At 69.7% G+C, this 23,523-nt stretch carries 18 protein-coding genes and 1 pseudogene; 10 read left to right on the top strand and 9 right to left on the bottom strand.

Annotated features, from left to right (window positions below):
• Positions 1-56: 56 nt before the first annotated feature.
• A complete protein-coding gene (locus KUTG_RS38315) occupies positions 57-1,064 on the top strand; it encodes a LacI family DNA-binding transcriptional regulator (protein WP_043723945.1) in 1,008 nt (335 codons plus the stop codon).
• A complete protein-coding gene (locus tag KUTG_RS38310) occupies positions 1,049-3,301 on the top strand; it encodes a beta-xylosidase/alpha-l-arabinosidase (RefSeq protein ID WP_052395875.1) in 2,253 nt (750 codons plus the stop codon). The genes KUTG_RS38315 and KUTG_RS38310 overlap by 16 nt, the downstream gene beginning before the upstream one ends.
• A 22-nt stretch (positions 3,302-3,323) precedes the next feature.
• Here KUTG_RS38310 and KUTG_RS38305 read toward each other — a convergent pair whose 3' ends face one another.
• Both KUTG_RS38305 and KUTG_RS38300 read right to left on the bottom strand, forming a co-directional pair.
• Positions 3,324-3,989 carry an NAD(P)-dependent oxidoreductase gene (locus tag KUTG_RS38305; RefSeq protein ID WP_043723940.1) on the bottom strand — a complete coding sequence of 222 codons (666 nt, stop codon included), beginning with the start codon at positions 3,987-3,989 and terminating at the stop codon, positions 3,324-3,326.
• On the bottom strand, positions 3,986-4,810 hold the full coding sequence (locus KUTG_RS38300; protein ID WP_043723936.1) for a Rossmann-fold NAD(P)-binding domain-containing protein: 825 nt from the start codon (positions 4,808-4,810) through the stop codon (positions 3,986-3,988). The genes KUTG_RS38305 and KUTG_RS38300 overlap by 4 nt, the downstream gene beginning before the upstream one ends.
• A gap of 71 nt (positions 4,811-4,881) precedes the next feature.
• Here KUTG_RS38300 and sigI point away from each other — a divergent pair, with 71 nt between their 5' ends.
• Complete coding sequence (gene sigI, locus KUTG_RS38295; RefSeq protein ID WP_198047446.1) at positions 4,882-5,679, top strand: RNA polymerase sigma factor SigI; 798 nt, start codon at positions 4,882-4,884, stop codon at positions 5,677-5,679.
• A 6-nt stretch (positions 5,680-5,685) separates the two neighbouring features.
• On the opposite strand, the gene KUTG_RS38290 is transcribed toward sigI, so the two are convergent.
• The 3 genes from KUTG_RS38290 to KUTG_RS38280 form a co-directional block, all read right to left on the bottom strand.
• Entirely contained in the window at positions 5,686-6,261 is a 576-nt protein-coding gene (locus KUTG_RS38290) for a hypothetical protein (RefSeq protein WP_043723934.1), read from the bottom strand.
• 137 nt (positions 6,262-6,398) lie between these two features.
• Entirely contained in the window at positions 6,399-6,869 is a 471-nt protein-coding gene (locus tag KUTG_RS38285; RefSeq protein WP_043723931.1) for an SRPBCC domain-containing protein, read from the bottom strand.
• Between the two features lie 3 nt (positions 6,870-6,872).
• Positions 6,873-7,196, bottom strand: a complete 324-nt coding sequence (locus KUTG_RS38280; protein WP_043723929.1) for an ArsR/SmtB family transcription factor — start codon at positions 7,194-7,196, stop codon at positions 6,873-6,875.
• Positions 7,197-7,406: 210 nt separating this feature from the next.
• Here KUTG_RS38280 and KUTG_RS38275 point away from each other — a divergent pair, with 210 nt between their 5' ends.
• On the top strand, positions 7,407-7,766 hold the full coding sequence (locus tag KUTG_RS38275) for a YchJ family protein (RefSeq protein WP_043723923.1): 360 nt from the start codon (positions 7,407-7,409) through the stop codon (positions 7,764-7,766).
• 253 nt (positions 7,767-8,019) lie between these two features.
• On the opposite strand, the gene KUTG_RS38270 is transcribed toward KUTG_RS38275, so the two are convergent.
• Positions 8,020-9,747 carry a lipoxygenase family protein gene (locus KUTG_RS38270; RefSeq protein WP_052395874.1) on the bottom strand — a complete coding sequence of 576 codons (1,728 nt, stop codon included), beginning with the start codon at positions 9,745-9,747 and terminating at the stop codon, positions 8,020-8,022.
• A 112-nt stretch (positions 9,748-9,859) separates the two neighbouring features.
• On the bottom strand, positions 9,860-11,479 hold the full coding sequence (locus KUTG_RS38265; protein ID WP_043723921.1) for a discoidin domain-containing protein: 1,620 nt from the start codon (positions 11,477-11,479) through the stop codon (positions 9,860-9,862).
• A 336-nt stretch (positions 11,480-11,815) separates the two neighbouring features.
• On the opposite strand from KUTG_RS38265, the gene KUTG_RS38260 reads away from it, so the two are divergent.
• The 4 genes and pseudogenes from KUTG_RS38260 to KUTG_RS66625 all read left to right on the top strand — a co-directional run.
• Positions 11,816-12,157 (top strand): ArsR/SmtB family transcription factor, encoded by a 342-nt coding sequence (locus KUTG_RS38260; protein WP_043723918.1) that lies wholly within the window; start codon positions 11,816-11,818, stop codon positions 12,155-12,157.
• Positions 12,158-12,239: 82 nt separating this feature from the next.
• Positions 12,240-13,085: an SCO6745 family protein gene (locus tag KUTG_RS38255; RefSeq protein ID WP_043723916.1), complete on the top strand. Its 846-nt coding sequence runs from the start codon at positions 12,240-12,242 to the stop codon at positions 13,083-13,085.
• 94 nt (positions 13,086-13,179) lie between these two features.
• Positions 13,180-17,418 (top strand): GH92 family glycosyl hydrolase, encoded by a 4,239-nt coding sequence (locus KUTG_RS38250; protein WP_043723914.1) that lies wholly within the window; start codon positions 13,180-13,182, stop codon positions 17,416-17,418.
• 125 nt (positions 17,419-17,543) lie between these two features.
• A pseudogene (locus KUTG_RS66625) lies at positions 17,544-18,542 on the top strand (hypothetical protein); the annotation flags it as partial.
• Between the two features lie 9 nt (positions 18,543-18,551).
• Here KUTG_RS66625 and KUTG_RS57035 read toward each other — a convergent pair.
• Positions 18,552-19,475, bottom strand: coding sequence for a LysR family transcriptional regulator (locus KUTG_RS57035; protein ID WP_043723913.1), 924 nt, complete (start codon positions 19,473-19,475; stop codon positions 18,552-18,554).
• Positions 19,476-19,607: 132 nt separating this feature from the next.
• Here KUTG_RS57035 and KUTG_RS38235 point away from each other — a divergent pair, with 132 nt between their 5' ends.
• Positions 19,608-20,357, top strand: coding sequence for a tRNA(His) guanylyltransferase Thg1 family protein (locus tag KUTG_RS38235; RefSeq protein WP_043723911.1), 750 nt, complete (start codon positions 19,608-19,610; stop codon positions 20,355-20,357).
• A 54-nt stretch (positions 20,358-20,411) separates the two neighbouring features.
• Positions 20,412-21,104 carry an SDR family oxidoreductase gene (locus KUTG_RS38230; protein ID WP_043723908.1) on the top strand — a complete coding sequence of 231 codons (693 nt, stop codon included), beginning with the start codon at positions 20,412-20,414 and terminating at the stop codon, positions 21,102-21,104.
• A 76-nt stretch (positions 21,105-21,180) separates the two neighbouring features.
• Here the strand turns inward: KUTG_RS38230 and KUTG_RS38225 are convergent, their stop codons facing one another.
• A complete protein-coding gene (locus KUTG_RS38225; protein ID WP_043723905.1) occupies positions 21,181-23,490 on the bottom strand; it encodes a polysaccharide lyase 8 family protein in 2,310 nt (769 codons plus the stop codon).
• Positions 23,491-23,523 lie beyond the last annotated feature (33 nt).

Genomic DNA, 23,523 nt, shown 5'->3' with positions numbered 1-23,523 from the left:
CCCGGAGCGCGTGTCAATCGTTGTCGATAACGTTTTACACGGGTACCGTCGGGCGGGTGCAGCCAAGCTCACGGGTCACCATCCGGGACGTCGCGGCGGTCGCCGGCGTGTCGGTGGCGACCGTCTCCAAGGTCATCAACGACCGCTACGGGGTGTCGGCCGACACCATGGCCCGGGTCCGGGCGGTCATCGCCGACCTGGGCTACGAGGCCAGTCTGGTGGCGCAGAGCCTGCGCAACCACAAGACCAACGTGATCGGCATCCTGGTCGCCGACATCGAGCCGTTCAGCACCGAGCTGCTGCGGGGCGCGGCCGACGCCATCCGGGACACCGGCTACGAGCTGGTCGTGTACTCGGCCGGCGGCCGCAGCGGGGCCAAGCTCGGCTGGGAGCGGCGCTACCTGTCCCGGTTGTCCGGCACGCTCATCGACGGGGCCGTCCTGGTCACGCCCAGCGTGCTCGACGTGCGCTTCGCCGCCCCGGTGGTGGCCGTCGACCCGCACACCGGCCCGTCCGGGCTGCCGACCGTCGACTCCGACAACCTGCGCGGCGCCCGACTGGCCGTGGAGCACCTGCTTTCCTTGGGGCACCGGCGAATCGCCATGTTGGCCGGGCGCGAGGACCTCCAGTCGGCACGGCTGCGCGAGCGGGGCTTCCGGGAGGCGATGGCCGAAGCGGGGGTGCCGGTGGACGAGGCTCTGATGCTGCCCGGCGACTACGACCCCGTGGTGTCGGCCGCGGCGGCAGAACGGTCCTTGCTCGCGCCTACGCCACCAACTGCGGTTTTCGCGTCCAACGACGCCTCGGCCATCGCCACCGTCGAGACGGCGCGGTCGCTGGGGCTGCGGGTGCCGGAGGACCTGTCCGTGGTCGGCTTCGACAACATCCCCGAGTCGGCGCTGAACTCGCCGCCGCTGACCACCGTGAACCAGCCGATCAAGGTCATGGGCCGGCGGGCGGTCGAGATGCTGGTGCAGCTGATGCGGGGCGAGGAGATCGAGAAGACGCACGTCACCCTGGACACCCACCTCGTCGTGCGGGGGTCGACATGCGCCCCGAGGTAGCGGACCTGCTGGCGCGGATGACCGTCGAGGAGAAGGTCGCCCAGCTGCAGAGCGTCTGGCTCAACCAGGACGAAGGCGGCGTCGTCGCGCCGACGCAGGATGACTCGGACCTGGCCGCGGTCGACTTCGACGCCGCCGTCCGGCACGGGCTCGGCCAGCTGACCAGGACTTTTGGCACGTTGCCGGTGGATCCGGAGCTCGGCGCGCGGGGGTTGGCGCACAGCCAGCGCCGGATCATGGCGGCCAACCGGTTCGGCATTCCGGCGATCGCGCACGAGGAGTGCCTGACCGGGCTGACCGTGTGGCAGGCGACGATCTTCCCGTCGCCGCTGTGCTGGGGCGCCGCCTTCGATCCGGACCTCGTGGCGCGGATGGGGGCCGCGATCGGCGGCAGTATGAGGGCGCTCGGCGTGCACCAAGGGCTCGCGCCGGTGCTGGACGTGACGCGTGACCTGCGGTGGGGCCGGGTCGAGGAGACGATCGGCGAGGATCCGTTCCTGGTCGGGCTGATCGGCAGCGCGTACGTGCGTGGCCTGGAGTCGGCCGGAGTCGTGGCCACGCTGAAGCACTTCGCCGGCTACTCGTCGTCCCGCGCCGGCCGCAACTTCGGGCCGGTGTCGATCGGCCCGCGCGAGCTGGCCGATGTGTTGTTGCCGCCGTTCGAGATGGCGTTGCGGGCCGGGGCCCGGTCGGTGATGAACGCCTACACCGACAACGACGGCATCCCGGCCGCTGCCGACGAATCCCTTCTCACGCAACGGCTTCGTGAGGTGTACGGCTTCACCGGCACGGTCGTCGCCGACTACCACGCCGTGTCTTTCCTCCAGACGCTGCACGGACTTGCCGACACGCCAGGGAAAGCGGCCGGTCTCGCGCTGCGGGCGGGCATCGACGTCGAGTTGCCGACCGTGACCTGTTACGGCGACGCGCTGCTGGCAGCCTTGGCGGCCGGCGACGTCGACCCGGCGCTGGTCGATCGCGCCGTTTCCCGCGTGCTGGAACAGAAGTGGCAGCTGGGCCTGCTCGACGACGACTACTCCCCCGAGCCGGCCGGTCCCTTCGATCTCGACCCGGAGTCGTCCCGAACGCTGGCCCTCGACCTGGCCCGCCGGTCCATTGTGTTGCTGCACAACAGGGACACTCTGCCGCTGCCGGCCGGCGCGCGCGTGGCCGTGATCGGTCCCCGGGCCGACGACCAGCACGCGGTCATGGGCTGCTACTCCTTCCCCGTGCATGTCGGCGTGCACCATCCCGATGTGCCCGTTGGCATCGAGGTGCCGACTGTGTTCGACGCACTGCGCAAGGACTACGACGTCAGCTACGCCCTGGGCTGTCCGGTGCTCGGCGGCGACGACGCGGGCATCGCCGAAGCCGTTGCGGTGGCCCGGGAAGCCGACTTCTGTGTGGTCGTGCTCGGCGACCGGACCGGCATGTTCGGCACCGGCACGTCCGGCGAGGGTTGCGACGTCTCCGACCTGCGGCTGCCCGGGCGGCAGGAGGAGCTGCTGGAGGCCGTGCTCGACACCGGCACGCCGGTCGTGCTGGTGCTGCTGGTCGGCCGGCCCTACGAGATCTCCCGGCAGGTGGACCGTCTGGCCGCCATCCTGTGTGGTTTCCTGCCCGGGGAGGAGGGGTCGACCGCGCTCGCCGACGTGCTCAGCGGGCGGGTCGATCCCTCCGGCCGGCTGCCGGTCAGCTTCCCGCGGGCCGGCGCCGGCCACCCTTCCACTTATCTGGCCCCGATTTTGGGCCGTCGGACCGAGCTCAGCAGCGTCGACCCCACGCCGCTGTTCCCTTTCGGGCACGGCCTCAGCTACGCCCCCGTGACCTGGCTCGACGCCGATTCCGCACGGGACTGGCCGACCGACGGCGAATGCCACCTGTCCGTGACCCTCCGCAATGACAACGCCGTGCCGGCGACCGAGATCGTCCAGGTGTACCTGCACGACCCCGTCGCAGAGGTCGTCCGCCCCGTGCAGCAGCTCATCGCCTTCTCCCGCGTCACCCTGCCGCCCGGCGGCACCACCCGGGTCGACTTCACCCTGCACGCCGATCTCACCTGCTACACCGGACTTTCCGGTCAGCGGCAGGTCGATCCCGGCGCGGTGGAGCTCCGCATCGGACGGTCCAGTGTGGACATTGAGTCGACGTTGACGTTGGAGCTGACCGGCCCCCGGCGGTTTGTCGGCTTCGACCGGGTGATGCAGCCGAGTCATGTCGTGACGCCGATGGCATGACCGCGGGCAGTGCGGCGTCGGGTCAGGTGGCGATGCCGATCGCGTGACCATACGTGCGCGGGTCGGTGATCGCGGCCAGCATGAAGTGGGCAACATCCGCCCGTGGGATCAATGCCCCGCGGTGGATGTTCTGCTCGATGGCGGTGCGGTAGCGGCCGGTCATGGGCTTGTCGGTGAGGCGCGGCGGCCGAACCGAGGTCCAGTCCAGGCCGCTGGCCCGGAGCATGTCCTCCATGATGGCCAGGTCGCGATAGTGCGCCTCCAACACCTTGCGCACGATGGGCGTCAGCACGGTGCGCATGATGATGCCCTCGGCGGGGTCATGGCGCGGCGGATTGGGGCGGTCGGGCGACGGCGTGGTCGACACGGGCGCGGCGCTGACCACCAGCAAACGCCGTGTGCCGGTGGCCTTCATGGCCTCGGCGATCGCTCGCGTGCCGGCGGAGGCGATGCCGGCCACGCGGGCGTTGCGCGGGCCCAGGCCCGACAGCACGGCATCGGCCCCATCGACTGCCTTCTCCAGCTGCACAGTGTCCACATCGGACAGATCGGCCCGCACGGCGCGTACGCCCGAGGCCACCTTGCTCGGGTCCCGCACCACGGCGGTGACCTCGTGACCGGCCGCGACGGCCTGGTCCACCACGCAGCGGCCGATGCCGCCCGTTGCCGCGAAAACCGTGATCCTCATGCCGCCCTCCCGAAGACGTAAGCATTGTCCGACGCCCAGCGGGCGAAGGTCAGCGCCGGACGGCCCAGCGCCCGGCGCACCTCGTTGGTGATCAGCGCCGGCACGCCGACCGAACGTGCCTGCAAGGACAGCAGGCCCGCCGCGAATCCGGCCGGGAAACCGCGGCCGACCAGCGCCGCCCGGGCCACCTCCGGCGCCATCTCCAGATAGGTGAGCTCGCGGCCCATGGCGTCGCCAATGGCGCTGACCATTTCCCTCTGCGTGAGCGACTCCGGGCCGGTCAGCACCGGCCGGGTGCCGAGCAGGCCGTCGTCCAGGAACGCATGGAGCGCGACCTCGGCCAGGTCCAGCTCGTGGATCGGCGACCAGGTGGCCTCCGCGTATGAGCCACGCACCGTGTCCCCGTGCTGGATCTGCTCCGCCCACAGCCCGAAGGCGTTGGCCGCGAAGGTCGTCGGCCGCAGTGCCACCCAGTCCAGGCCGCTGGCCGTGACCGCCCGCTCCACCTCGGTGTTGCGGTCACCTCGCCACCGTGACGGCTGCATGTCGAGGTCGTCGTCGACGTTCACCGCCGACAGCACAACGACCCGCTTCAGCACGCCTTTGCCCTCAGCCAGCAGCCCGTCGATGTCGTCGCCGACCGCGCGGGGGTTGACGAACAGCCCGGTGACTCCCTCCAGCACCGGCCGATCCACCACCTCCACGCTGCGCGGCAGCGCCGACGGGTTCCGTGCCACCGCGCGCACCTTCAACCCGGCGGACACCAGTAGTTCCACGAGTGGGCGGCCGACCGTGCCGGACGCCCCGGTTACCAGGATCATGCCTTCAGGACGATGCGGCCTTCGAGAAAGTGACATGTCACTTTCCGGCGGCCCGTATCGTCGTAACCCTTGTGACTGGCTTCGGTGAGGTGTGGCGGGCCAACCGCCCGTACCTGGTGAACCTGGCGTACCGCATGCTCGGCGACATCGGCGCGGCCGAGGACGTCGTGCAGGAGGCTTTTGTCCGCTGGTCGGCCGCCGTGGACGTGGACGACGACCGGGGCTGGCTCACCGTCGTGACCAGCCGGCTGTGCCTGGACCAGCTGAAGTCCGCGCATTCCCGGCGCGAGCTGCCCGGCGACGTGCCCGAGCTGCCGGCGACCGTCGACCCGGCCGACCGCGTCACGCTCGACGACGAGGTCCGGCTGGCGCTTCTGGTTGTGCTGCAACGGCTTCCCCCGGCCGAACGGGTCGCCTTCATCCTGCACGACGTGTTCGGCACGCCCTTCGAGTCCGTCGCCGAATCCCTCGGCCGGCCGGTCGCCACCTGCCGTCAGCTGGCCCGCCGCGCCCGCCAGCACATCGCCCTGGAGCGCAGCTATCCGGTCGACGACGCCGAGCACCAGCTCGTCACCGAGCGCTTCATCACCGCCTGCTCCACCGGCGACCTCGACGCCCTGCTCCGGGTCCTGCACCCCGAGGTCTGGGGCACCGGCACCTTCGCCGGCGCCGACCGTGAACGCCATGGCAGCGCCGATGTCGCCGCCGGGCTGCTCCGCTTCCTCGGCCACGCCACCCTCGTCTCGGCGCCGCCCCAGCTCATCGCCTTCATCAACCGCCGCGAGTTCGCCGTGCTGCGCCTGACCGTCAGCGGCGACCAGGTGACCAAGATCGTCGCCGCCCCGGGTCAGGACTTCGGCGGCACGTGAGCCCGGTCAGGGCAGCACCACCTCCGAAGTCGTGGCCCCGCCCGCGGGCCCGCCGTAGCCCACCCCGGCCCACGGAATCCCCTCGGTGGGCGCGACCCGGCCCCGCGACAGGAGTTCAAGGATCGACCCGGGTGACTGCAACAGGGTGGGGTCCTTCTCGAGTAGCCGGAGCTCCTGCTCGCTGAGCACCCGGGCGAGCACTTTCCCGTCGTGCTTCACGATCAGCATGCTGCTGAGCTGGATGACCGCACTCTCGACACCTTCGAGCGACTTGATGATCGCCGAGACGGCGTCGGCCTGGTTCTTCTCGCTCACCGACCGCTCGACGACGATGTACTTCAGCTCGCCGGCCCGTTCCAGCTTCTCGGCCAGTTCCTTGATCTTGGCCCCCGCGTCCGCCCGCTTCAGGCCGATCTTCCAGCGCTGCCACCAGGAACCCCGAACGACCTGCCCCTCCTGCTCCACCTGCACGTCGATCTCGGCCAGCAGATCGGAAACGGCGTCGAGCAGGCCCGCGGGAAGCTCGTCGGTGTTGACGTAGATGGACAGCTGATCGTTCGGCGGCGCTGGAATCCCGCGCACGTCGGGAAGGGCGCGAGTCGGGGCAGGGTTCGGGTCTCCGGGGTCCCAGGGCACCGTCACATCACCTCCGTGTGACCACAACCGTCGACCGCGAGTGTCCCACGCCCCGACCCGCCGTAAGGCCCTTTTGCCCGACTTCAGCCACCCATCGGGGCGCCGCTCTCCAGGAATGTCTTGAGGTCGCTGAGCAGGTAGGGCCAGCCACCGCCGGCGTCGGCGATCTCGCCGCTGGTCATGGCGGCGGTCATCGGGGCGTCGGTGGTCTCGTGGGTGACGGTGAGGCGGGTGGAGCCGTACTGCTCCTCCAGCTCCCAGGTCAGCGTGGTCACCGGCTCGGCGCCGATCTCGGGGCTGAACATGGCGTGCCAGGTCTGGACCAGGCGGCGGGGCGGGTCGCACTCCAGCACCTCGCCGTCGATGATGATCTCGGGGGCGCCGTGCGCGGCCATCTCCTTGCTGGCCAGGGCCCGGAACTTGCCGCCGACCTTCAGCTCGTACTCGCTGACGCAGCGGAAGCCGTACTTGTCGTTGAACTCCGGGCTGGTGATGCCGTCCCAGACCTGCTGCGGCTTGGCGTTGATGAACACCCGGTTGACCTGCACGCTCATAGCTCACTCCTCGGATTCGAGCTGGGCCTTGAGTTCGGTGAGCGCCGCGACGCGGGGCTCGGTGTACTTGTCGATCCAGCGGTCGTGGATGAGGCGGATCGGCACGGGATTGAGGTGGTGCAGCTTCTCCCGGCCGACTCGCCTGGTGACGACGAGCCCGGCCTCCTCCAGCACCTTGAGGTGCTTGGCCACCCCGAACCGGCTCATCGCCAACTCGCCCTCCAGCTCGGACTGCGTCCGCCCGTCGCGCGCGTGCAGCAGGTCGAGCAGGAAGCGGCGGGTCGGGTCGGCCAGCGCCTTGAAGACCCGGTCGTCGTCCTCGGTCACGCCTCCGAGAATAGGTGACCATCTGGTCACATGTCAATGCGCTCGGCTCCGCCCCTGCTTCGCCTGGTTGCTGGATTTTTCGAGGTCCGCCACCCAACTCGCCCCACCACCCGAGCCGACGCGGGCCTCGAAAAATCCAGCAAGGGCGAGGCAGGGGTCACGAGGGGCCGAGCCGCCCTGCCGGAGGCAGGGCCAACAAGCACAGCAACAATGTGGCCCATGACGTGTCCATGTGGCCTCGGTGGCCGGTACGAGGACTGCTGCGGGCGCTTCCACCAGGGCGGGAACGCGCCGACGGCGGAGCTGCTGATGCGGTCCCGCTACGCGGCCTTCGCGGTCGGCGACCGGGCGTATCTGCTGCGGACGTGGCACAGCACGACGAAGCCCCGCCGACTCACGCTGGACGACACGGAGTGGACGGGGCTGTCTATCGTCGACCGCGACAAGGGCGGCTTGTTCGACAAGGAAGGTGTCGTGGAGTTCGACGCGCACTACACCGGCGGCTCCCTGCACGAGCGCAGCCGGTTCGTGCGGGAGAACGGCAAGTGGGTCTACCTGGACGCCGTCTAGACCCCTCCGCCGCCAACCCCAGAGAGCGCCCGCCCCCACCCACACCCAACCCTGCCCCTCCAACACCGGAGAGCGCTCGGCCCCGCCCCTGCTTCGCCCGGTTGCCGGATTTTTCGAGGTCCGCCACCCAACTCGCCCCACCACCCGAGCCGACGCGGGCCTCGAAAAATCCAGCAAGGGCGAGGCAGGGGCTTAAAGGGGGCCGAGCCCCGCGCGGAACGCGCGGCAAAAAGCACAGCGCCAACAAACACAGCTAGATGTTGGTGCTGTTGGGAATGAGCGAGGGCTGAAGGTAGGTGTAGGCGCGGGGCCGACGGCGGTTGCGGGCGACGATCTCGTCCTCGACGGCGGCCAGATCGCCCCGGAAACGCTTGTGCGACAAGGAAACGGCACTGTCGGCGAAGTCGGAGCCGTAGTCGCCGAGCACGCCGTGGTGCACCGAGCCGAGGAAGGTCATCACGCAGAACTGCTGCACGGCGACGTCCAGCGGCGGCAGGTTGGCCAGCCAGTCGGCCTCGCCGTGCCCGAGCCCCTTCGGCTCCTCGGTGTAGCCGGCGAGCGGGTTGGCCGGCAGGAACGCCATGTGGTCGGCCTGCGTGAAGTTGACGGCGGCGTGCTGCGGCCCGGCGGTCCACACCACCATGGTCAGGATCTCGACCAGGTCGTTGCGGTCGAGGATCTGCCCCGGCGTGGCCCCGAAGTCCCGCACCTGCCCGCCCTCGGCCGACGCGACCTCGGCCGCCCAGGCCTGGAGTTCGTGGTCGCCGACGACGTCCACATCAGACTTGTAGTAGGCGCCGACGAAGTCGCTGACCCAGCGGTAGATCGCGTTCCACACCAGCAGGCCGTCGTCCCGGTACGGGTGGTGCGGCAGCGCCGAGACGCTGTCGACGCGTGAGGAGGCCAGCTTGGTCGGCAGGTAGTTGTCACGGAACGAGCGCTTGGCCCGGTGCTCGGCCAGCCACGGGTAGGTGCTCTTCAGGTCGGAGCCGATCAGGTACTCCACCGCCCGGCCGGGCTGGATCAGCAGCTCCACGGCCAGCTTGTTGATCGACATGGTGCCCTCGAAGTGCCGCCGCAGCAGCACCGCCACCGGGTGGTTGACCGCCAGGTTGCGCACGGCGGCGATCAGCACCGGCTCGCTCATCAGGTGCGTGAAACCCAGGTGCGTCAACACTTCGTGGTACGTGTTGTGCGCGGCCAGCACACAGTTGCGGGCCAGCATCCACGAGTAGCCGTCACGTGGCGTGTAGATGTCCCGGCCGGCCGGGTCCTGTCCACATTGGATCGCGAACGGCTTCAGCGGACCGCCGCCGCGGGGCACGACGAACGCGACCATCGGCGAGTACATGTACTTCGGCGACTGCGGGTGGGTGCCATTGTCCAAAGCGGACATTGCCTCGTAGTCGATCCAGTACACCCGGCCGGCCGCGATGGCATGGTCCAGGTCCTCGCCCAGATGCGTGGACGTGAGCGGGAACTTGCCCGGCACACGGTCCATCCGCACCAGCCGCGTCGGGTCCGGGCCGGCCACCATGACCTCGGCGAAGTACTCGTCGGACCGGAAGTCCGCGGTCGCCGGCGGCTGCTCGACGCGGGCGAACACGTCCTGGAACGCCTTGATGGTCTTGTCGACGTGGTCGCCGGTGACGCCGCCGGGCAGCGGCATGAAGTACTCGACGATGCCGCCCATGTCGCCCGCGCGCACCATCGTGGCCAGCTTGTGCGGGGCCAGCGGCTGCAGGTCGTTGACGAAGTTCCACTTGCCCTGGCGCTTGAGCCGCAGCAGGTTCAGCCGCAGCTCCTCCTGCTTGGCCAGCGCCTTGAGCTGCCAGCCCGGGCCCGGCTCCTGGTCCGCGCCGAGCGTCGAGGACACCGGGAAGCCGAGGTCCATGGTGTAGCGGTACTCGCCGCGCACGGCGGCGAGCTGGTCGGCCCGCTCGCCGCGCGGGTCGTGCTGGGAGATGAGGTACTCGGGCAACGCGGTTACTCCTAGGCTGGCGCAGCGGCTACCCCCACCAAATCAGGGTAGCCGCGTACGCGAGCCTGAGCAGGACCAACAGGCACTCAACTGTGCACTTTGGAGCTTCCGGTCAGGAACCGTAGACCTGCAACTCGTAGAGCGAGTAGCCGTAGCTGGTGCCACGGGCCGTGCCGTTCATCCGCACGTACCGGCCGGATCCCGCCAAACCCGTGAGATCGTCGGATCCGCCGTTGCCGGTCGTGGTGGTGTAGATCGTCGTCCACGCCTTGCCGTCGTCGGAGGTCTGGATGGTGTACGACTTGCCGTACGCCGCCTCCCAGGCCAGCTTCACCTCGGTGACGCTGTGTGTGGCGCCCAGGTCGACCTGGAGCCACTGCGGATCCGCGCCTTCCTTGCTGGCCCAGCGGGTCGAGGTCAGGTTGCCGTCGAAGGCCTTGGCCGCCGCGTACGTCGTGGACTCCACGGAGGACGCGGTCGCGGTCTTTCCCTGCGACAGCAACGTGGAGGTGCCGCCACCCGTGCTCACCGTCAACGCGAACGAGGCCGACTTGCTGCCCGAGCTGTCCGTGCCGACGACGGTGAACGTGCCGGACTTCGCGGTGTCCGAGGCCGCCACCGTCACCGTCGAGTTGCCGCTGCCGGAAACCGAGGCGGGGTCAAACGTCACGGTGACGCCGGCCGGGACGCCGGTCGCCGTCAGGGCCACGGCGCCCGTGCCCCCGCTGACCGCCACCGTGGCGGTCGTCGAGGCGCCGGGCTTGACCGAGGCTGAGGCCGGGTTCACGGCGACGTTCAGGCCGGCCTGCCCGGCCGGACTGAAGGTCCACTTGCTCACCGTGCCCGAACAGCTGCCGGTGCCCAGCGATCCGCCGCTGTCGCGGAAGCACTTCTTGCCGCTCTGGATGTCGTTGATGGTGAGGTCGGGGTTGATCGACAGCTGACTGTTCGGCCCGCCGTCGCACTTGCCCAGCTTCACCGTGCTGCCGGAGATCGTCGCGCACAGGTTGTTGATGACCAGGAACGCGCCGTGGAACAGGAAGGTCTGCTCGGCCGAGCCGTTGCAGGCGGCCATCTTCAGCGCCGTGCCGGACGTGGAGCTGTTGCCCGGGTCGTCGATGCACAGGCCGGTCGAGTTGTTCTTGTACGAGCCGATGGTCTGGTTGGGCCGCGCGCCGCCGTAACAGGCCCCGGTCTTGATGTCGAAGACCGGCGTCGCGTCGTAGTCCTCGTTCGACGGCGGGTTGACCACCACCGGCTCCAGCGTCGGCGTGTTGTCGGAGTTGTAGTGCGTCAGGGCGTCTTCGCAGTCGATGGCGTCCATCGCGTTGCCGCCCTTGCCGCCCAGCCACAGGTCGATGTGGTGCAGCTTGGGGCCGCCGTTGGGGCCCTTGCCGTTCCAGTCGGCGCTGCACTCCTCGCAGCTGTCCTCCATGATGAAGTACTTGCGCACCCGCGGCACCCACACCTTGGTGCCGGCCTTGTACTCGCCGTTGTCGGTGGCGAAGGTGATCGGGTCGTCGAAGCTGCCGACACCGCCGGCGGTGTCGTGGATCTGCGGGTACGAGATGTCGCCGCCCGGCGGGGTGTTGTCCCACCAGCCGTAGAAGGTCAGGAACGTCTGATCGGTCGTCGCCGCCTCCGCCGCCACGCTGCTGAACAGCGCGGCCAGTGCGGACAAGACGACGAGGATGGCGGTCGCCACGGACGTGGCGAGCCTGCGCCGACTCATGGTGCCTCCGGGGTCAGGGCGGACGCGGCGGCGGGGTGCACGAAGATTCCGCCCGGCGGCCCCGCGGAGTCAATATGGTTAGGAAAGTTCTCTAACAATTACGCCGGCATCACTCGAACGGAGTAATGCCCCCTCGCCCCGAATGCCACATGTGGCGCACATGTGGCGAACTCCCGACGCCCTCCAGCACCGCCCTAACGCCACATGTGGCGCACATTCGACTCCCAGCGCCACATGCGGGCCACATGTGACGGAAAAGTGGGGGCGGGGAGAGGGTCGAGCCGGGTGGGAGTATCGGCCTTGCGTTATATAAGCCGCCGGTGCGATGGTCGAGGGGTGCACGCGTTCGACGTACTCGGCGATCCGGTCCGCCGGCGCATCCTGGAGCTGCTGGCCGACGGGGAGCTGGCCTCCGGCGAGGTCACGGCCGTGATCCGGGAGGAGTTCGGCATCTCCCAGCCCGGCGTCTCGCAGCATCTGCGGGTGCTGCGCGAGAACGGCTTCACCACGGTTCGGGCCGACGGCGCCCGCCGCCTCTACTCCGTCGACCCCACCCCGCTCCAGGAGATCGACGGCTGGCTGGACCGCTACCGCCGGTTCTGGCGGCAGCCGCTGGACGCCCTGGCCACCGAGATCGCCCGGGGCAAACGACAGAAACATCAGCCTCCTATACAGTGAGACCGACCGGTCGGTATCTCAGGCGAGGCCGCGGCCCCGCCCCGCCCGGAACGGGCGGCAAACAAGCACGGAGGCCTGATCAATGACGCTGGGGCGCAGGGCGTGGCAGGCGGTCGAGCCGTTGCACGGCTTCATCTACTTCGTGCCGGAGGCGCAGGAGCGCTTCGAGGCCCTGGGGCTGGGCTACGGCGCGGGCTACTTCGCGTCCCGGTCGGCGGCGTTCGGGACGGCCTCGGCCGAGACGGTCATCGCCACCTTCTTCAACTTCAACCCGGCCTTCGTGCGCGAGAGCATGACCGGGGTGTGGGACAAGGTCACGCCCGAGCAGGTGCTCAAGGCCCGGCTGGAGGCGGCCGACGCGGCGCTGCGCCGGGGCCTGGGCGACCTGATCGACGGCGACGCGGTGAAGGAAACCGCGGCGCTGACCCGTAAGGCGGCCGAGGCGGCGTGCGAACGGCTGGAGGGTCGGCCGCTGTTCGCCGCACACGCCGCGCTGCCCTGGCCGACGCAGCCGCATCTCCAGCTGTTCCACGCCCAGACGCTGCTGCGGGAATTCCGCGGCGACGGCCACATCGCGGCGCTGGTGACGGCGGAGCTGACCGGCCTTGAGGCGCTGGTGGTGCACGCGGCGACCGGCTACCTCGCGGCGAAGGTGCTGCGCGGCTCCCGCAAGTGGAGCGAGGAGCAGTGGGCCGAGGCCGTGGCCGGGCTGCAGGAGCGCAAGATCGTGGAGCGGGGCGAGGAACTCACGCTGACCGAAGAGGGCCGCGCGATGCGGCAACGGGTCGAGGACCTGACCGACCGGCTGGCCGAGCCGGCCTACGGGGCGCTCGGCGAGGACGGCGTCGACCGGCTCGCCGAGGTGGGCAAACCGTTGTCTGACGCGGTGATCGAGGCCGGGCTGTTGCCCTATCTCAAGAAGAAGTAACGTCCGGACAGGAAACAGGACAGATTCTTGACATCGATGTCAGACCCGGTTTCGCTGACGCCCAGGCAACGGCGCTCCGGGAGGGTTCGACGTCATGAGACGACTGTGGTTACTGCTGCTCAGCACGGCATTGATAGCAGGGCTCACAGCAACTGTCCCGGCGGTGGCGTCCGCGGCGGGCGCCACCGATTTCTCCTCCTCGTTCGAGGCCGGCCAACCCCAGCCGACCTGGACGGACACAGTCGAGACCGACGCGAGCGGCGCGGCGAAGTCGGCCGGCGTGAACGGGGCCGACGCCTCCACCATTCCCGGCAACGTCGATGACAAGGTTGTCGACGTCCAGGCCAACTCGCAGAACGACGGCGGCGGCGAGGTCAAGGAGAACCTCGTCGACGGCAACGTCAACACGAAGTGGCTGACGTTCACCAGCACCGGTTGGGCCCAGTTCCAGCTGTCCGAGCCGATCGCCGTCATCAAGTACGCGTTGACCTCGGCCAACGACGCGCCCGGCCGCGACCCGCAGCAGTGGACGCTGTCCGGCTCGCAGGACGGCCAGCACTGGACGGCGCTGGACACCCAGAACGGCCAGAGCTTCGAGAACCGGCAGCAGACCAAGTCCTACGACCTGGCCGGCAACACCACCGCCTACCTGTACTACCGCCTGGACATCACGCAGAACCACGGCGACCCGATCGTGCAGCTGGCCGAGGTGCAGCTGATCCAGCAGGTCGGCGACAACCCGCCGCCGCCCACCATGCGCAGCTTCGAGGGCAAGGGCCCCAGCGGCGGCTACAACTCCAAGGCCAACGCGGGCTTCACCGGCGTGAAGTCGTTCCGTTACGCCGGCAGCCACCTCGTCGCCGGGCACGCCTACTCGTACAACAAGATCTTCGACGTCGACCTCGCGGTCACGAAGAACACCCAGCTGTCGTACCAGATCTTCCCCGAGCTGATCGGCGACGACCCCGACTACACCAGCACCTACGCGGCGGTCGACCTGGCCTTCTCCGACGGCACCTACCTGAGCCGGCTCGGCGCGCTCGACCAGCACGGCTTCACCCTGTCGCCGCAGGGCCAGGGCGCGTCGAAGTCGTTATACACCAACCAGTGGAACCACATCGCGTCCACCATCGGCACGGTCGCCGCGGGCAAGACGATCAAGCGGATCCTGATCGGCTACGACAAGCCGACCGGGCCGGGCGCGTTCAGCGGCTGGGTCGACGACATCGCGATCGCCGGCAACCCGGCGCAGCCGACCTACGCGCACCTGAGCGACTACGTCAGCACGGTGCGCGGAACCAACGCCAGCGGCTCCTTCTCGCGGGGCAACAACTATCCGGCCACCGCGGTGCCGCACGGCTTCAACTTCTGGACGCCGATGACCAACGCCGGCTCCCAGGACTGGCTGTACCAGTACGCGAAGGCCAACAACGCGCAGAACCTGCCGACGCTGCAGGCCTTTGCCGTCAGCCACGAGCCCAGCCCGTGGATGGGTGACCGCCAGACGTTCCAGGTGATGCCCGAGAACGGCGCCCCGACGGCCGACCGCACCGCCCGCGCGCTGCCCTTCAGCCACGACGACGAGGTCGCGCAGCCGGACTACTACTCGGTCAAGTTCCAGAACGGGATGCGCACCGAGATCACCCCGACCGACCACGCCGCGCTGTTCCGGTTCACCTTCACCGGCAACCAGTCCGTTGTGGACTTCGACAACGTGAACAACTCCGGCGGGCTCACCCTCGACCCGGCCAGCGGCGTGGCCACCGGCTACTCCGACGTCAAGAGCGGCCTGTCCACCGGGGCGACCCGGATGTTCGTCTACGCCACGTTCGACAAGCCGGTCACCGCCGGCGCGAAGATCACCGGCGCCGGCCGGGACAACGTGACCGGCTACTTCCAGTTCGACACCGGCTCGGACAAGACCGTCACCATGCGGATCGCCACCTCGCTGCTGTCGGTCGACCAGGCCAGGAAGAACCTGGAGCAGGAGGTGTCCGGCACTGACACGTTCGACTCGGTGCGAGCCCGGGCCCAGCAGGCGTGGGACAAGCAGCTCGGCGTGATCACCGTCGACGGCGCCAGCCACGACCAGCTGGTGACGCTGTACTCCAACCTGTACCGGCTGTTCCTGTACCCCAACGAGGCGCACGAGAACACCGGCACAGTCGCCGCACCGAAGTACCAGTACGCGAGCCCGGTGGCGCCGCCCGTGGCCGCGGACACGCCGACGCAGACCGGCGCGAAGATCTCCGACGGCACCATGTACGTGAACAACGGCTTCTGGGACACCGCCCGCACCACCTGGCCCGCCTACTCCCTGCTCTCGCCGAGCATGGAGGGCAAGATGATCGACGGCTTCGTGAACCAGTACAAGGACGGCGGCTGGACCTCACGCTGGTCCTCCCCGGGCTACGCCGACCTGATGACCGGCACCAGCTCGGACGTCGCCTTCGCCGACGCGTACGTCAAGGGCATCAACAACTTCGACGTGCAGGCGGCCTACGACGCCGCGGTGAAGAACGCCACCGTCGCGCCGACCAGCTCCGGTGTCGGCCGCAAGGGCCTGGACACGTCCAACTTCCTCGGCTACACCTCGACCGCCACCGGCGAGGGCTTCTCCTGGGCGATGGAGGGCTACGTCAACGACTACGGCATCGCGCAGATGTCCAAGGCGTTGCTGGACAAGGCCAAGCCGAACGACCCGCGCCGCCAGGAGTACTCGGACAACTACACGTACTTCCTGAACCGGGCCCAGAACTACGTGAACCTGTTCGACCCGTCGGTCGGCTTCTTCCAGGGCCGCAACCCCGACGGCAGCGAGCACACCCCGACCGCCAGCTACGACCCGCGGGTGTGGGGCGGCGACTACACCGAGACCGACGGCTGGAACATGGCGTTCTCGGTGCCGCAGGACGCCCAGGGCCTCGCCAACCTGTACGGCGGCAAGGACAAGCTGGCCGCCAAGCTCGACACGTTCTTCTCCACACCGGAGACGGCCAAGTTCGTCGGCAGCTACGGCGGCATCATCCACGAGATGCTGGAGGCCCGTGACGTGCGGATGGGCCAGTACGGCGGCAGCAACCAGCCGTCGCACGGCATCATCTACATGTACGACGCCGCCGGCCAGCCGTCCAAGACCCAGCAGTTGGCGCGGGAGGCGCTATCGCGGCTCTACATCGGCAGCGAGGACGGCCAGGGCTACCCGGGCGACGAGGACAACGGCGAGATGTCCGCGTGGTACATCTTCAGCGCGCTGGGCTTCTACCCGCTGACCATGGGCAGCGGCGACTACGCCGTGGGCTCCCCGCTGTTCACCAAGGCGACCGTCCACCTGGAGAACGGCAAGTCCCTGGTGGTCAACGCCCCGAAGAACAACGCCAGGAACGTCTACGTGCAGGGCCTGAAGGTCAACGGCAAGGCGTACAACAAGACGGCCCTGCCCAGCAGCCTGCTGGCCGCCGGCGGCACGCTCGACTTCGACATGGGCCCCACCCCGTCGAAGTGGGGCAGCGGCAACGGTGACGCGCCGGTGTCCATCACCAAGGGCGACGCCGTCGCGCAGCCGCTGCACGACCTGACCGACCCCACCCAGGGCGCGCTGTTCGACAACACCTCGAACACGCAGTCCACTGTGGACGCCCCGATTCAGGTGCAGCCGTCCGACCCGAAGCAGCCGGTGCAGATGTACACGCTGACCTCGGGCTCACAGGCCGCTTCCGCACCCACGAGCTGGGCGCTGAAGGGGTCGTACGACGGCAAGACGTGGACCACCGTCGACCAGCGGTCCGGCGTGAAGTTCACCGACGCCCGCCAGACCAAGGCGTTCAGCGTGCCCAAGGCCGGCCGGTACAACTACTACCGGCTGGAGCTGACCGGCACACTGTCCGAAGTGGAGCTTCTCGGCAAGCCGAACCCGGTGTGCGCCACCACCATCGACGGCACGGTGAACGGGCCGCTGACCGTCAAGGGCATCACCTGCCTGACCGGCACCGTCAACGGCCCCGTCACCGTGTCGCCCGGCGCTTCGCTGTACGCCTTCGGCGGCGCCATCGGCGGTCCGGTGTCGGCGGCCAACGCCGGGGCCGTGGTCCTGCTCGGCACCCACGTGTCGGGTCCGGTCAGCATCGTCGGCACCACCGGTGAGACCAGCATCGAGACCGCCCGCGTCGACGGTCCCGTGTCGCTGACCAACAACGCCGGCGCGGTCGTCACCTCCACCTCCGTCGGCGGGCCGCTGGCGTGCACCGGGAACACCCCGGCGCCGTCCAACAACGGCCTGCCCGACACGGTCGGCGGCCCGGCCGCCGGCCAGTGCGGCACCTTGACCACCTGACCGCTCTCCCCCACGAGTGGCGCCCACCTCTGCCAAGGTGGGCGCCACTCGTTTTTTCGCGGTTGAGTCCACAGAGTCGGTTACTTTCCGTCACACGTTGTGCCGTTTTTGTGCACACTGGGGTCATGGTCAACGATCTCGTGGCGAGTGCCCGGAAGCTGGCGCCGCTGCTGGCGGAGCAGGCCGCCGAGACAGAGCGGTCCGGAGACGTCGTCTGTGCGGCGGAAATGGCGGAAGCGGGCCTGTTCAGCCTGTTCACACCGGGCGGTGAGGCCGATCTGGCCACCGCGGTCGAGGTGTTCGCCACGCTGGGCCGGGGCTGCGGATCGAGCGCGTGGGTGGCAATGATCCTCTCGGCCAGCTGCGCGTTGGCGGCGTTGCTGGACGACGAGGTGCGTGACGAGGTGTGGGGCGAGAATCCGCTGGCCACGGTGGCCAGCGTGATGGCCCCGACGTCCACCGCCGAGCGTGTGCCCGGCGGCTGGCGGGTCTCGGGGCAGTGGCGCCCGGCGTCCGGGGTGCGGCACGCGCAGTGGGCGCTGCTGGGCGTGCCGGTGTCGGACGGGCCGGTGCAGGCGCTGGTGCCGACGAGCGAGACGCGGATCGTGCACACGTGGTCGGTCAGCGGGATGCAGGGCACGGCCAGCGACACTGTGGTGGCCGAGGACATCTTCGTGCCGGATCGGCGGCTGTTGTCGCTGTCCCGCGCGATGGAGGGGGGCTACGCCGCCGACCGTCCGGACGTGCCTTGGGCGACGGTGCCGATCTGGGCGCTGCTGCCGATGATCGGCGTCGGTCCGGTGCTGGGCATGGCCGATGCCGCCCTGGCGTACGCGATCGACATCGTGCGGCGGCGGGGCCCGATCATCGGCACCAGCTACACGCGGGCGGTCGACTCGCCGGCCGTGCAGATTGCCGTGGCCCGGGCGTCCGGCCTGATCGACGGGGCCCGGCTGCATGTGGATCGTTCCGTCCGCGATCTGACGGAAGCGATGCGCGTCGGTTCGGGCCCCGGTGCCACCGTCTCCGCGCGGATCCGCATGGACGCCGGCATCGTGTCGGAGAACGTCCGCCGGGCCGTCGCCCTGCTGTTGGACGTCACCGGCGCCGGCGCGTTCGCCTCGGCCAGTCCGCTACAGCGGGTGTGGCGCGACCTCGAAGTCGCTTGCCGGCACCAGGTTTTCGTGCCCGACAGCAGCCGGGAAGGCTATGGTCGTGCCCTCCTCGGCCTGAACCAGCCCCACCGCGGCCCGCACGAACGCGGCCACCGCCCGCGACCGTGAGCGTTCGGGCCAGGCCAGCACCACGGTCGTGATCTGGCCGTCCAGGACGGGGATGGCCACCAGCTCCTCGCGGAGGTTGCGCCGCACCGCCTCCGGCATCACCGCCACCATCCGGCCGAGCGCGATCAGCTGCATCATCTGGGCCGTGTCACGGACTTCCGGGCCGTCCCCCGGCAACCCCGGCCAGCGGGGCATGGTCTCGCCCGCCAGGTCCGCCATGTGCAGACTCCGCCGCCGCGCCAGCCCGTGCGTCCTGGGCAGGACCGCCACCGACCGCTGGGTCAGCAGCTCCTCCGTGTCGAACCCGCTCAGGTCGTCGTAGGGGTCGTGCAGCAGCGCCACATCCGCCCGGCCCTCGCGCAGCAGGCCCGCCTGCTCCCCGATGCGGCAGATCTCCACCTCCACCGGCAGCGCCTCCGGATCCCCTTGGTACGCCTGGAGAATCCCGCCCAGCAGGCCCGCGTCGCCATTGGGCTTCATCACCACCACGAGCTTCCGTTCGGGCTCCCCCGCCCGCTGCGCCCTCCGCACCGCCGCCTCCACCGCGTCCAGCGCCTTGCGCCCCTCGTGCAGCAGCACCTCCCCCGCCTCCGTCAGCCGCACTCCCCGACTGTTGCGGATCAGCAGCTCCACCCCCAGCCGCCGCTCCAGCTGCCGGATCGCCCTCGACAGCGGCGGCTGCGCCATCCCCAGCCGCCCCGCCGCCCGCCCGAAGTGCAGCTCCTCCGCCACCGCCACGAAGTACGCCAGCTCCCGCGTCTCCACCCGATCCATACCGCAAGGGTATCGCCGCCGCTTGTCAATTGGGCCGTCCCCGCGGCCCGCGCCACACCCGGCCTCCCCGGCCACCGTGCTTGGATGGAAATCGGGGGCTCCTCAGCGCGGCCGCCAGGTACCGTGCCGGGCATGCGGGGGCAGGAGTTCGAGGCGCGGCAGCGGGAACGGGAGTGGTTCCACGGGCTGACGGCGCCGCCGGGGGCGTATGCCGTCGTCCGGGTGGACGGGCGGGGATTCTCCCGGCTGACGGAGGAGCGGTTCGAGAAGCCGTTCGACGAGCGGTTCTCGCGCATCATGGTGGCCACGGCGGAGGCGATGCTCGGCGAGTTCGGGGCGCGGTACGTCTACACGGAAAGCGACGAGATCTCGGTGCTGCTGCCGCCGGACACGAACCTGTTCGGGCGGGGCGTGGAGAAGATCGTGTCGATCACGGCCGGGTTCGCGTCGGCGGCGTTCACGCACGAGGCGGGCCGGCCGGCGGTGTTCGACAGCCGGATCTGGCTGGGCAACACCAGGGAAGACGTGCTGGACTACTTCTCCTGGCGGCAGGGGGACGCGACCCGGTGCGCACTGAACGGCTGGTGCTACTGGACCCTGCGCCACCAGGGGAAGTCTCGGCGCGAGGCGGACGCGGCGATGAGCGGGGCGTCGACGGCGGCGAAGAACGAGCTGCTGTACGGGTACGGCGTCAACTTCAACGAGACCCCGGCCTGGCAACGCCGGGGAGTCGGCCTGTGGACCGAGGAATTCGAGCGTGCGGGCCACGATCCCGTGCGTGGCAGGGCCGTCACGGCGGTTCGTCGTCGGGTCAGGATCGAGCGGGAGCTGCCGATGAAGGACGAGTACCGGGCGCTGCTCAGCGATACCGTCAGGGTATAGCCGGGTATCGAACGGGTCCTGGCCACGGGGGTCGGGAGCTGGTGGACTCGTGTCATGACCGACAACACCATCGCCCTGGTCACCGGGGCCAACAAGGGCATCGGCCGTGAGATCGTGGCGCAGCTGGCCGCCCGGGGCATGACCGTGCTGCTGGCCGGCCGCAACCCGGAGCTGGTCGAGCCGGCGGCCGCGGAGCTCGGGGTCCGCGCGGTCATCCTGGACGTCACGGACGACGCCAGTGTGGCGGCGGCGGCCAAGCTGGTGCAGGCGGAGTACGGCCGCCTGGACGTGCTGGTGAACAACGCGGGCATCACGGGCGGGCGCGGCAACGACCTGGCGAGCGTGCAGAAGGTGTACGACACCAACGTCTTCGGCGTGATCCGCATGACCGAGGCCTTCGCCCCGCTGCTGCGGCAGTCGACCAGGCCCCGCATTGTCAACATGTCCAGCACCGTGGGCTCGCTGGCGTTCATGGGCTCGCCCGACAACCAGCTGCCGTTTCTCTTGGGCTATCCCACATCCAAGTCGGCGCTGAACGCCGTGACTGTCCAGTACGCCCGGGAGCTGGGCAAGGAGGGCATCAAGGTCAACGCCGTCTGCCCCGGCTTCTGCGCCACCGACCTGAACGGCTTCCGCGGCACCCGCACCCCGGCCCAGGGCGCGGAGATCGCCGTCACCATGGCCACCATCGGCGACGACGGCCCCAACGGCGGCTTCTTCGACGAGAACGGCCCCGTGGCTTGGTGATCCCCCCCATGCAGGGAAGGACGCCTTACCCGCGTTGAACGAGGGTAAGGCGTCCTTGCCTGCATGAAGAGGGGCGTTACCAGCCGATCTTGAAGGTGTGGGTGGCGCCGAGGGAGCCGGTGACGTCCACGGTGTGACTGCCGACGCCGGCCACCTTGACGGTGATCGAGGTCTGCAGCTGGGTGGGGTCGGACAGCGCGAAGTTCCAGCCGCCCCAGCCCCGGGACCACAACACCGAGGCTGGGGCGGAGACCGAGACCCGCCCGACGGCGCCGGCGGCCCAGAAGTTGGCGCCGACGACGTCGGAGTCGAGCTGAACCGCTTGCACGGCAGCGGTGTTGGCCAGCACGCAGTAGCGGCCGCGGGCGCCGGCGGTCTCCCACGGCGTCGCCCCGGGCAGGACGACGTAGGCGTAGGTCGCGTCCTTGGGGTTGGCCCCGTGGTCGATGAGGATCTTCTGGAACCGCCGGGTGTACGGCACGGTGGTGCCGTGGGTGTTGGCCCCGGTGTCCACGCCGAACCAAGTGCCGGTGCGGTCTTCCCTTGACGCCACAGCGGTTGCGTCGTCCAGGAGCACGTAGCCGGCGACGCCGTCGAGGTGCAGCCAGTGGCGGTCGGTCCGCAGCTTGCGGGTGCCGTTCTCGCCGAGACTGCGGTTCTCGATGGTGGTGCGCACGTGCGCGCCGCTGGCGTCGGTGATGCCGGCGCCGAGACAGACCACGCCGTCGGGGGTGAAGAACCACGACTTCTTGGCCGACAGGGTGCCGTCCTGGGAGATGAAGTCGAGCCCGAACGCGCCGTGCCGGTCGTCCCAGCGCGAGCCGCCGACCCACGCGGTGGTGGTCAGCGGCGTGGTGGCCAGCAGCGGGGGCGTGGCGCCGTCCTTCTCGGTGGTGCCGGGCAGCAGCGTGGCGTCCACGGTCGGCCAGTACGCGTCGCTGTAGTTGCCTTGATCACCGGGCAGGAACGTGTACAGCACACCGTCGCCGGTGTACCAGCCGTGCATGTTCTGCCCGTTGATGGCCTCGTACCGGGTGATCCGGGTGGAGCCGACACCGAGCGAGGCCGACCAGGTGGGCGTGATGTGCACCATCCGGTCCTGCTGCGGGAAGACCCGGTGCGTGGACACGGTGTGCGCGGCGTCCCGTGTGGACAGTTCCTTGGCGAACTCGACCTCGGGCACGCCGACCATCTGCAGGCCGCCGGAGAACCGGACCAGGTTCTCCACCTTGAAGTACGGCGCCCACTGGCCTTCCTTGATCCACTTGGCGGCCAGGGAGACCAGCTGCTTGCGGGTGGCGCCGGTGGCGTGCCGGGCCAGCAGCACGGCGGCGGCGGTGAGCTGGTGGCCGGCGTCGTAGCCGGTCTCGCCCTGCCGGGACAGCATGCGGCCGCGGACGGGCTCCATCATCGCGCCGGAGGCGACGAAGGGCGCGTACACGTCGGCCACGGTGTCGTAGAACTTCTGCTTGACGTCGGCGGACAGCTGCGTCGCGGTGCCCTCGGTGACGTGGATGATGCCGGCCGCCGCGGTCAGCAGCACCAAGCCGTAGTGGCCGGGGTAGGGCACCACGGCGTGCTGGATGAACGAGCCGTCGGTGTGGTAGCCGTCGCCGGTGGTCACCCTGGCCACGAGGCTGGACACGCCGCCGCCGACCTGGTCGGTGACCGCCGCCAGCGCGTTGACGATGCGCTGCTGGTCGCCGGACAGCGCGCCGGCCACGATGCTGATCAGCGACTTGTCGGCACGGTTGGCGCCGGTCTCGACCAGACCGGCCGTGTTGGTGCGGAAGTTCGGGTCGATGTTGAAGCGCAGCACGGGCTTCAGGTAGCGCTGCAACGCCTCGGGCGCGAGGTGCTCGCGCACGCAGACCAGGGTCTGGATCACCCAGTACGGCACGCCGATCTCGTACGAGTACCAGTTGCCGATCTCGCCGGTGTTCTCGTTGTACTCGGTGCGGTACAAGGTTTCCAGCGCGGTGGCGATGCGCTCGGCCTGACCGGGCTTGGTCGACAGCGCGGAGCCGGGCGTCGCGAAGTCCACCGCGATGGTGCGCAACCGGTAGTACATCGTCGGGAAGTAGTTGCTGCCCGGGCCGACCGGCAGGTCGGCCCACAGCTGGTCGCCCGTGACGGTCATCGTCGAGTCGTACTGCACGGCGACTTCGTCGAGCGCCTTGACCGCCCCGGTTCTCTCCGCCGACGCGATGTCGCGTCCGACCTGAAGCTCCCGGTAGGCGGCGATGATCTTTTCCGCATCGCTGACGGGCGTGGTGTCGGCGGCGGCGACGCCGGAGCCGATCGCTCCGGTCAGCGTGCCGACCGCCGCGGTGGAGACGCCCGCGACAACGCCGTATCGGAGCAGGTTCCTGCGGTTGATCGACATCCCCGCCTCCATTTCACGTATGTGAACACGCTT

The organism is Kutzneria sp. 744, assembly GCF_000568255.1.
Lineage (GTDB): Bacteria > Actinomycetota > Actinomycetes > Mycobacteriales > Pseudonocardiaceae > Kutzneria.
Note: the sequence above shows the minus strand (reverse complement) of the source record. Positions and strands in the feature narration are given on the sequence as shown.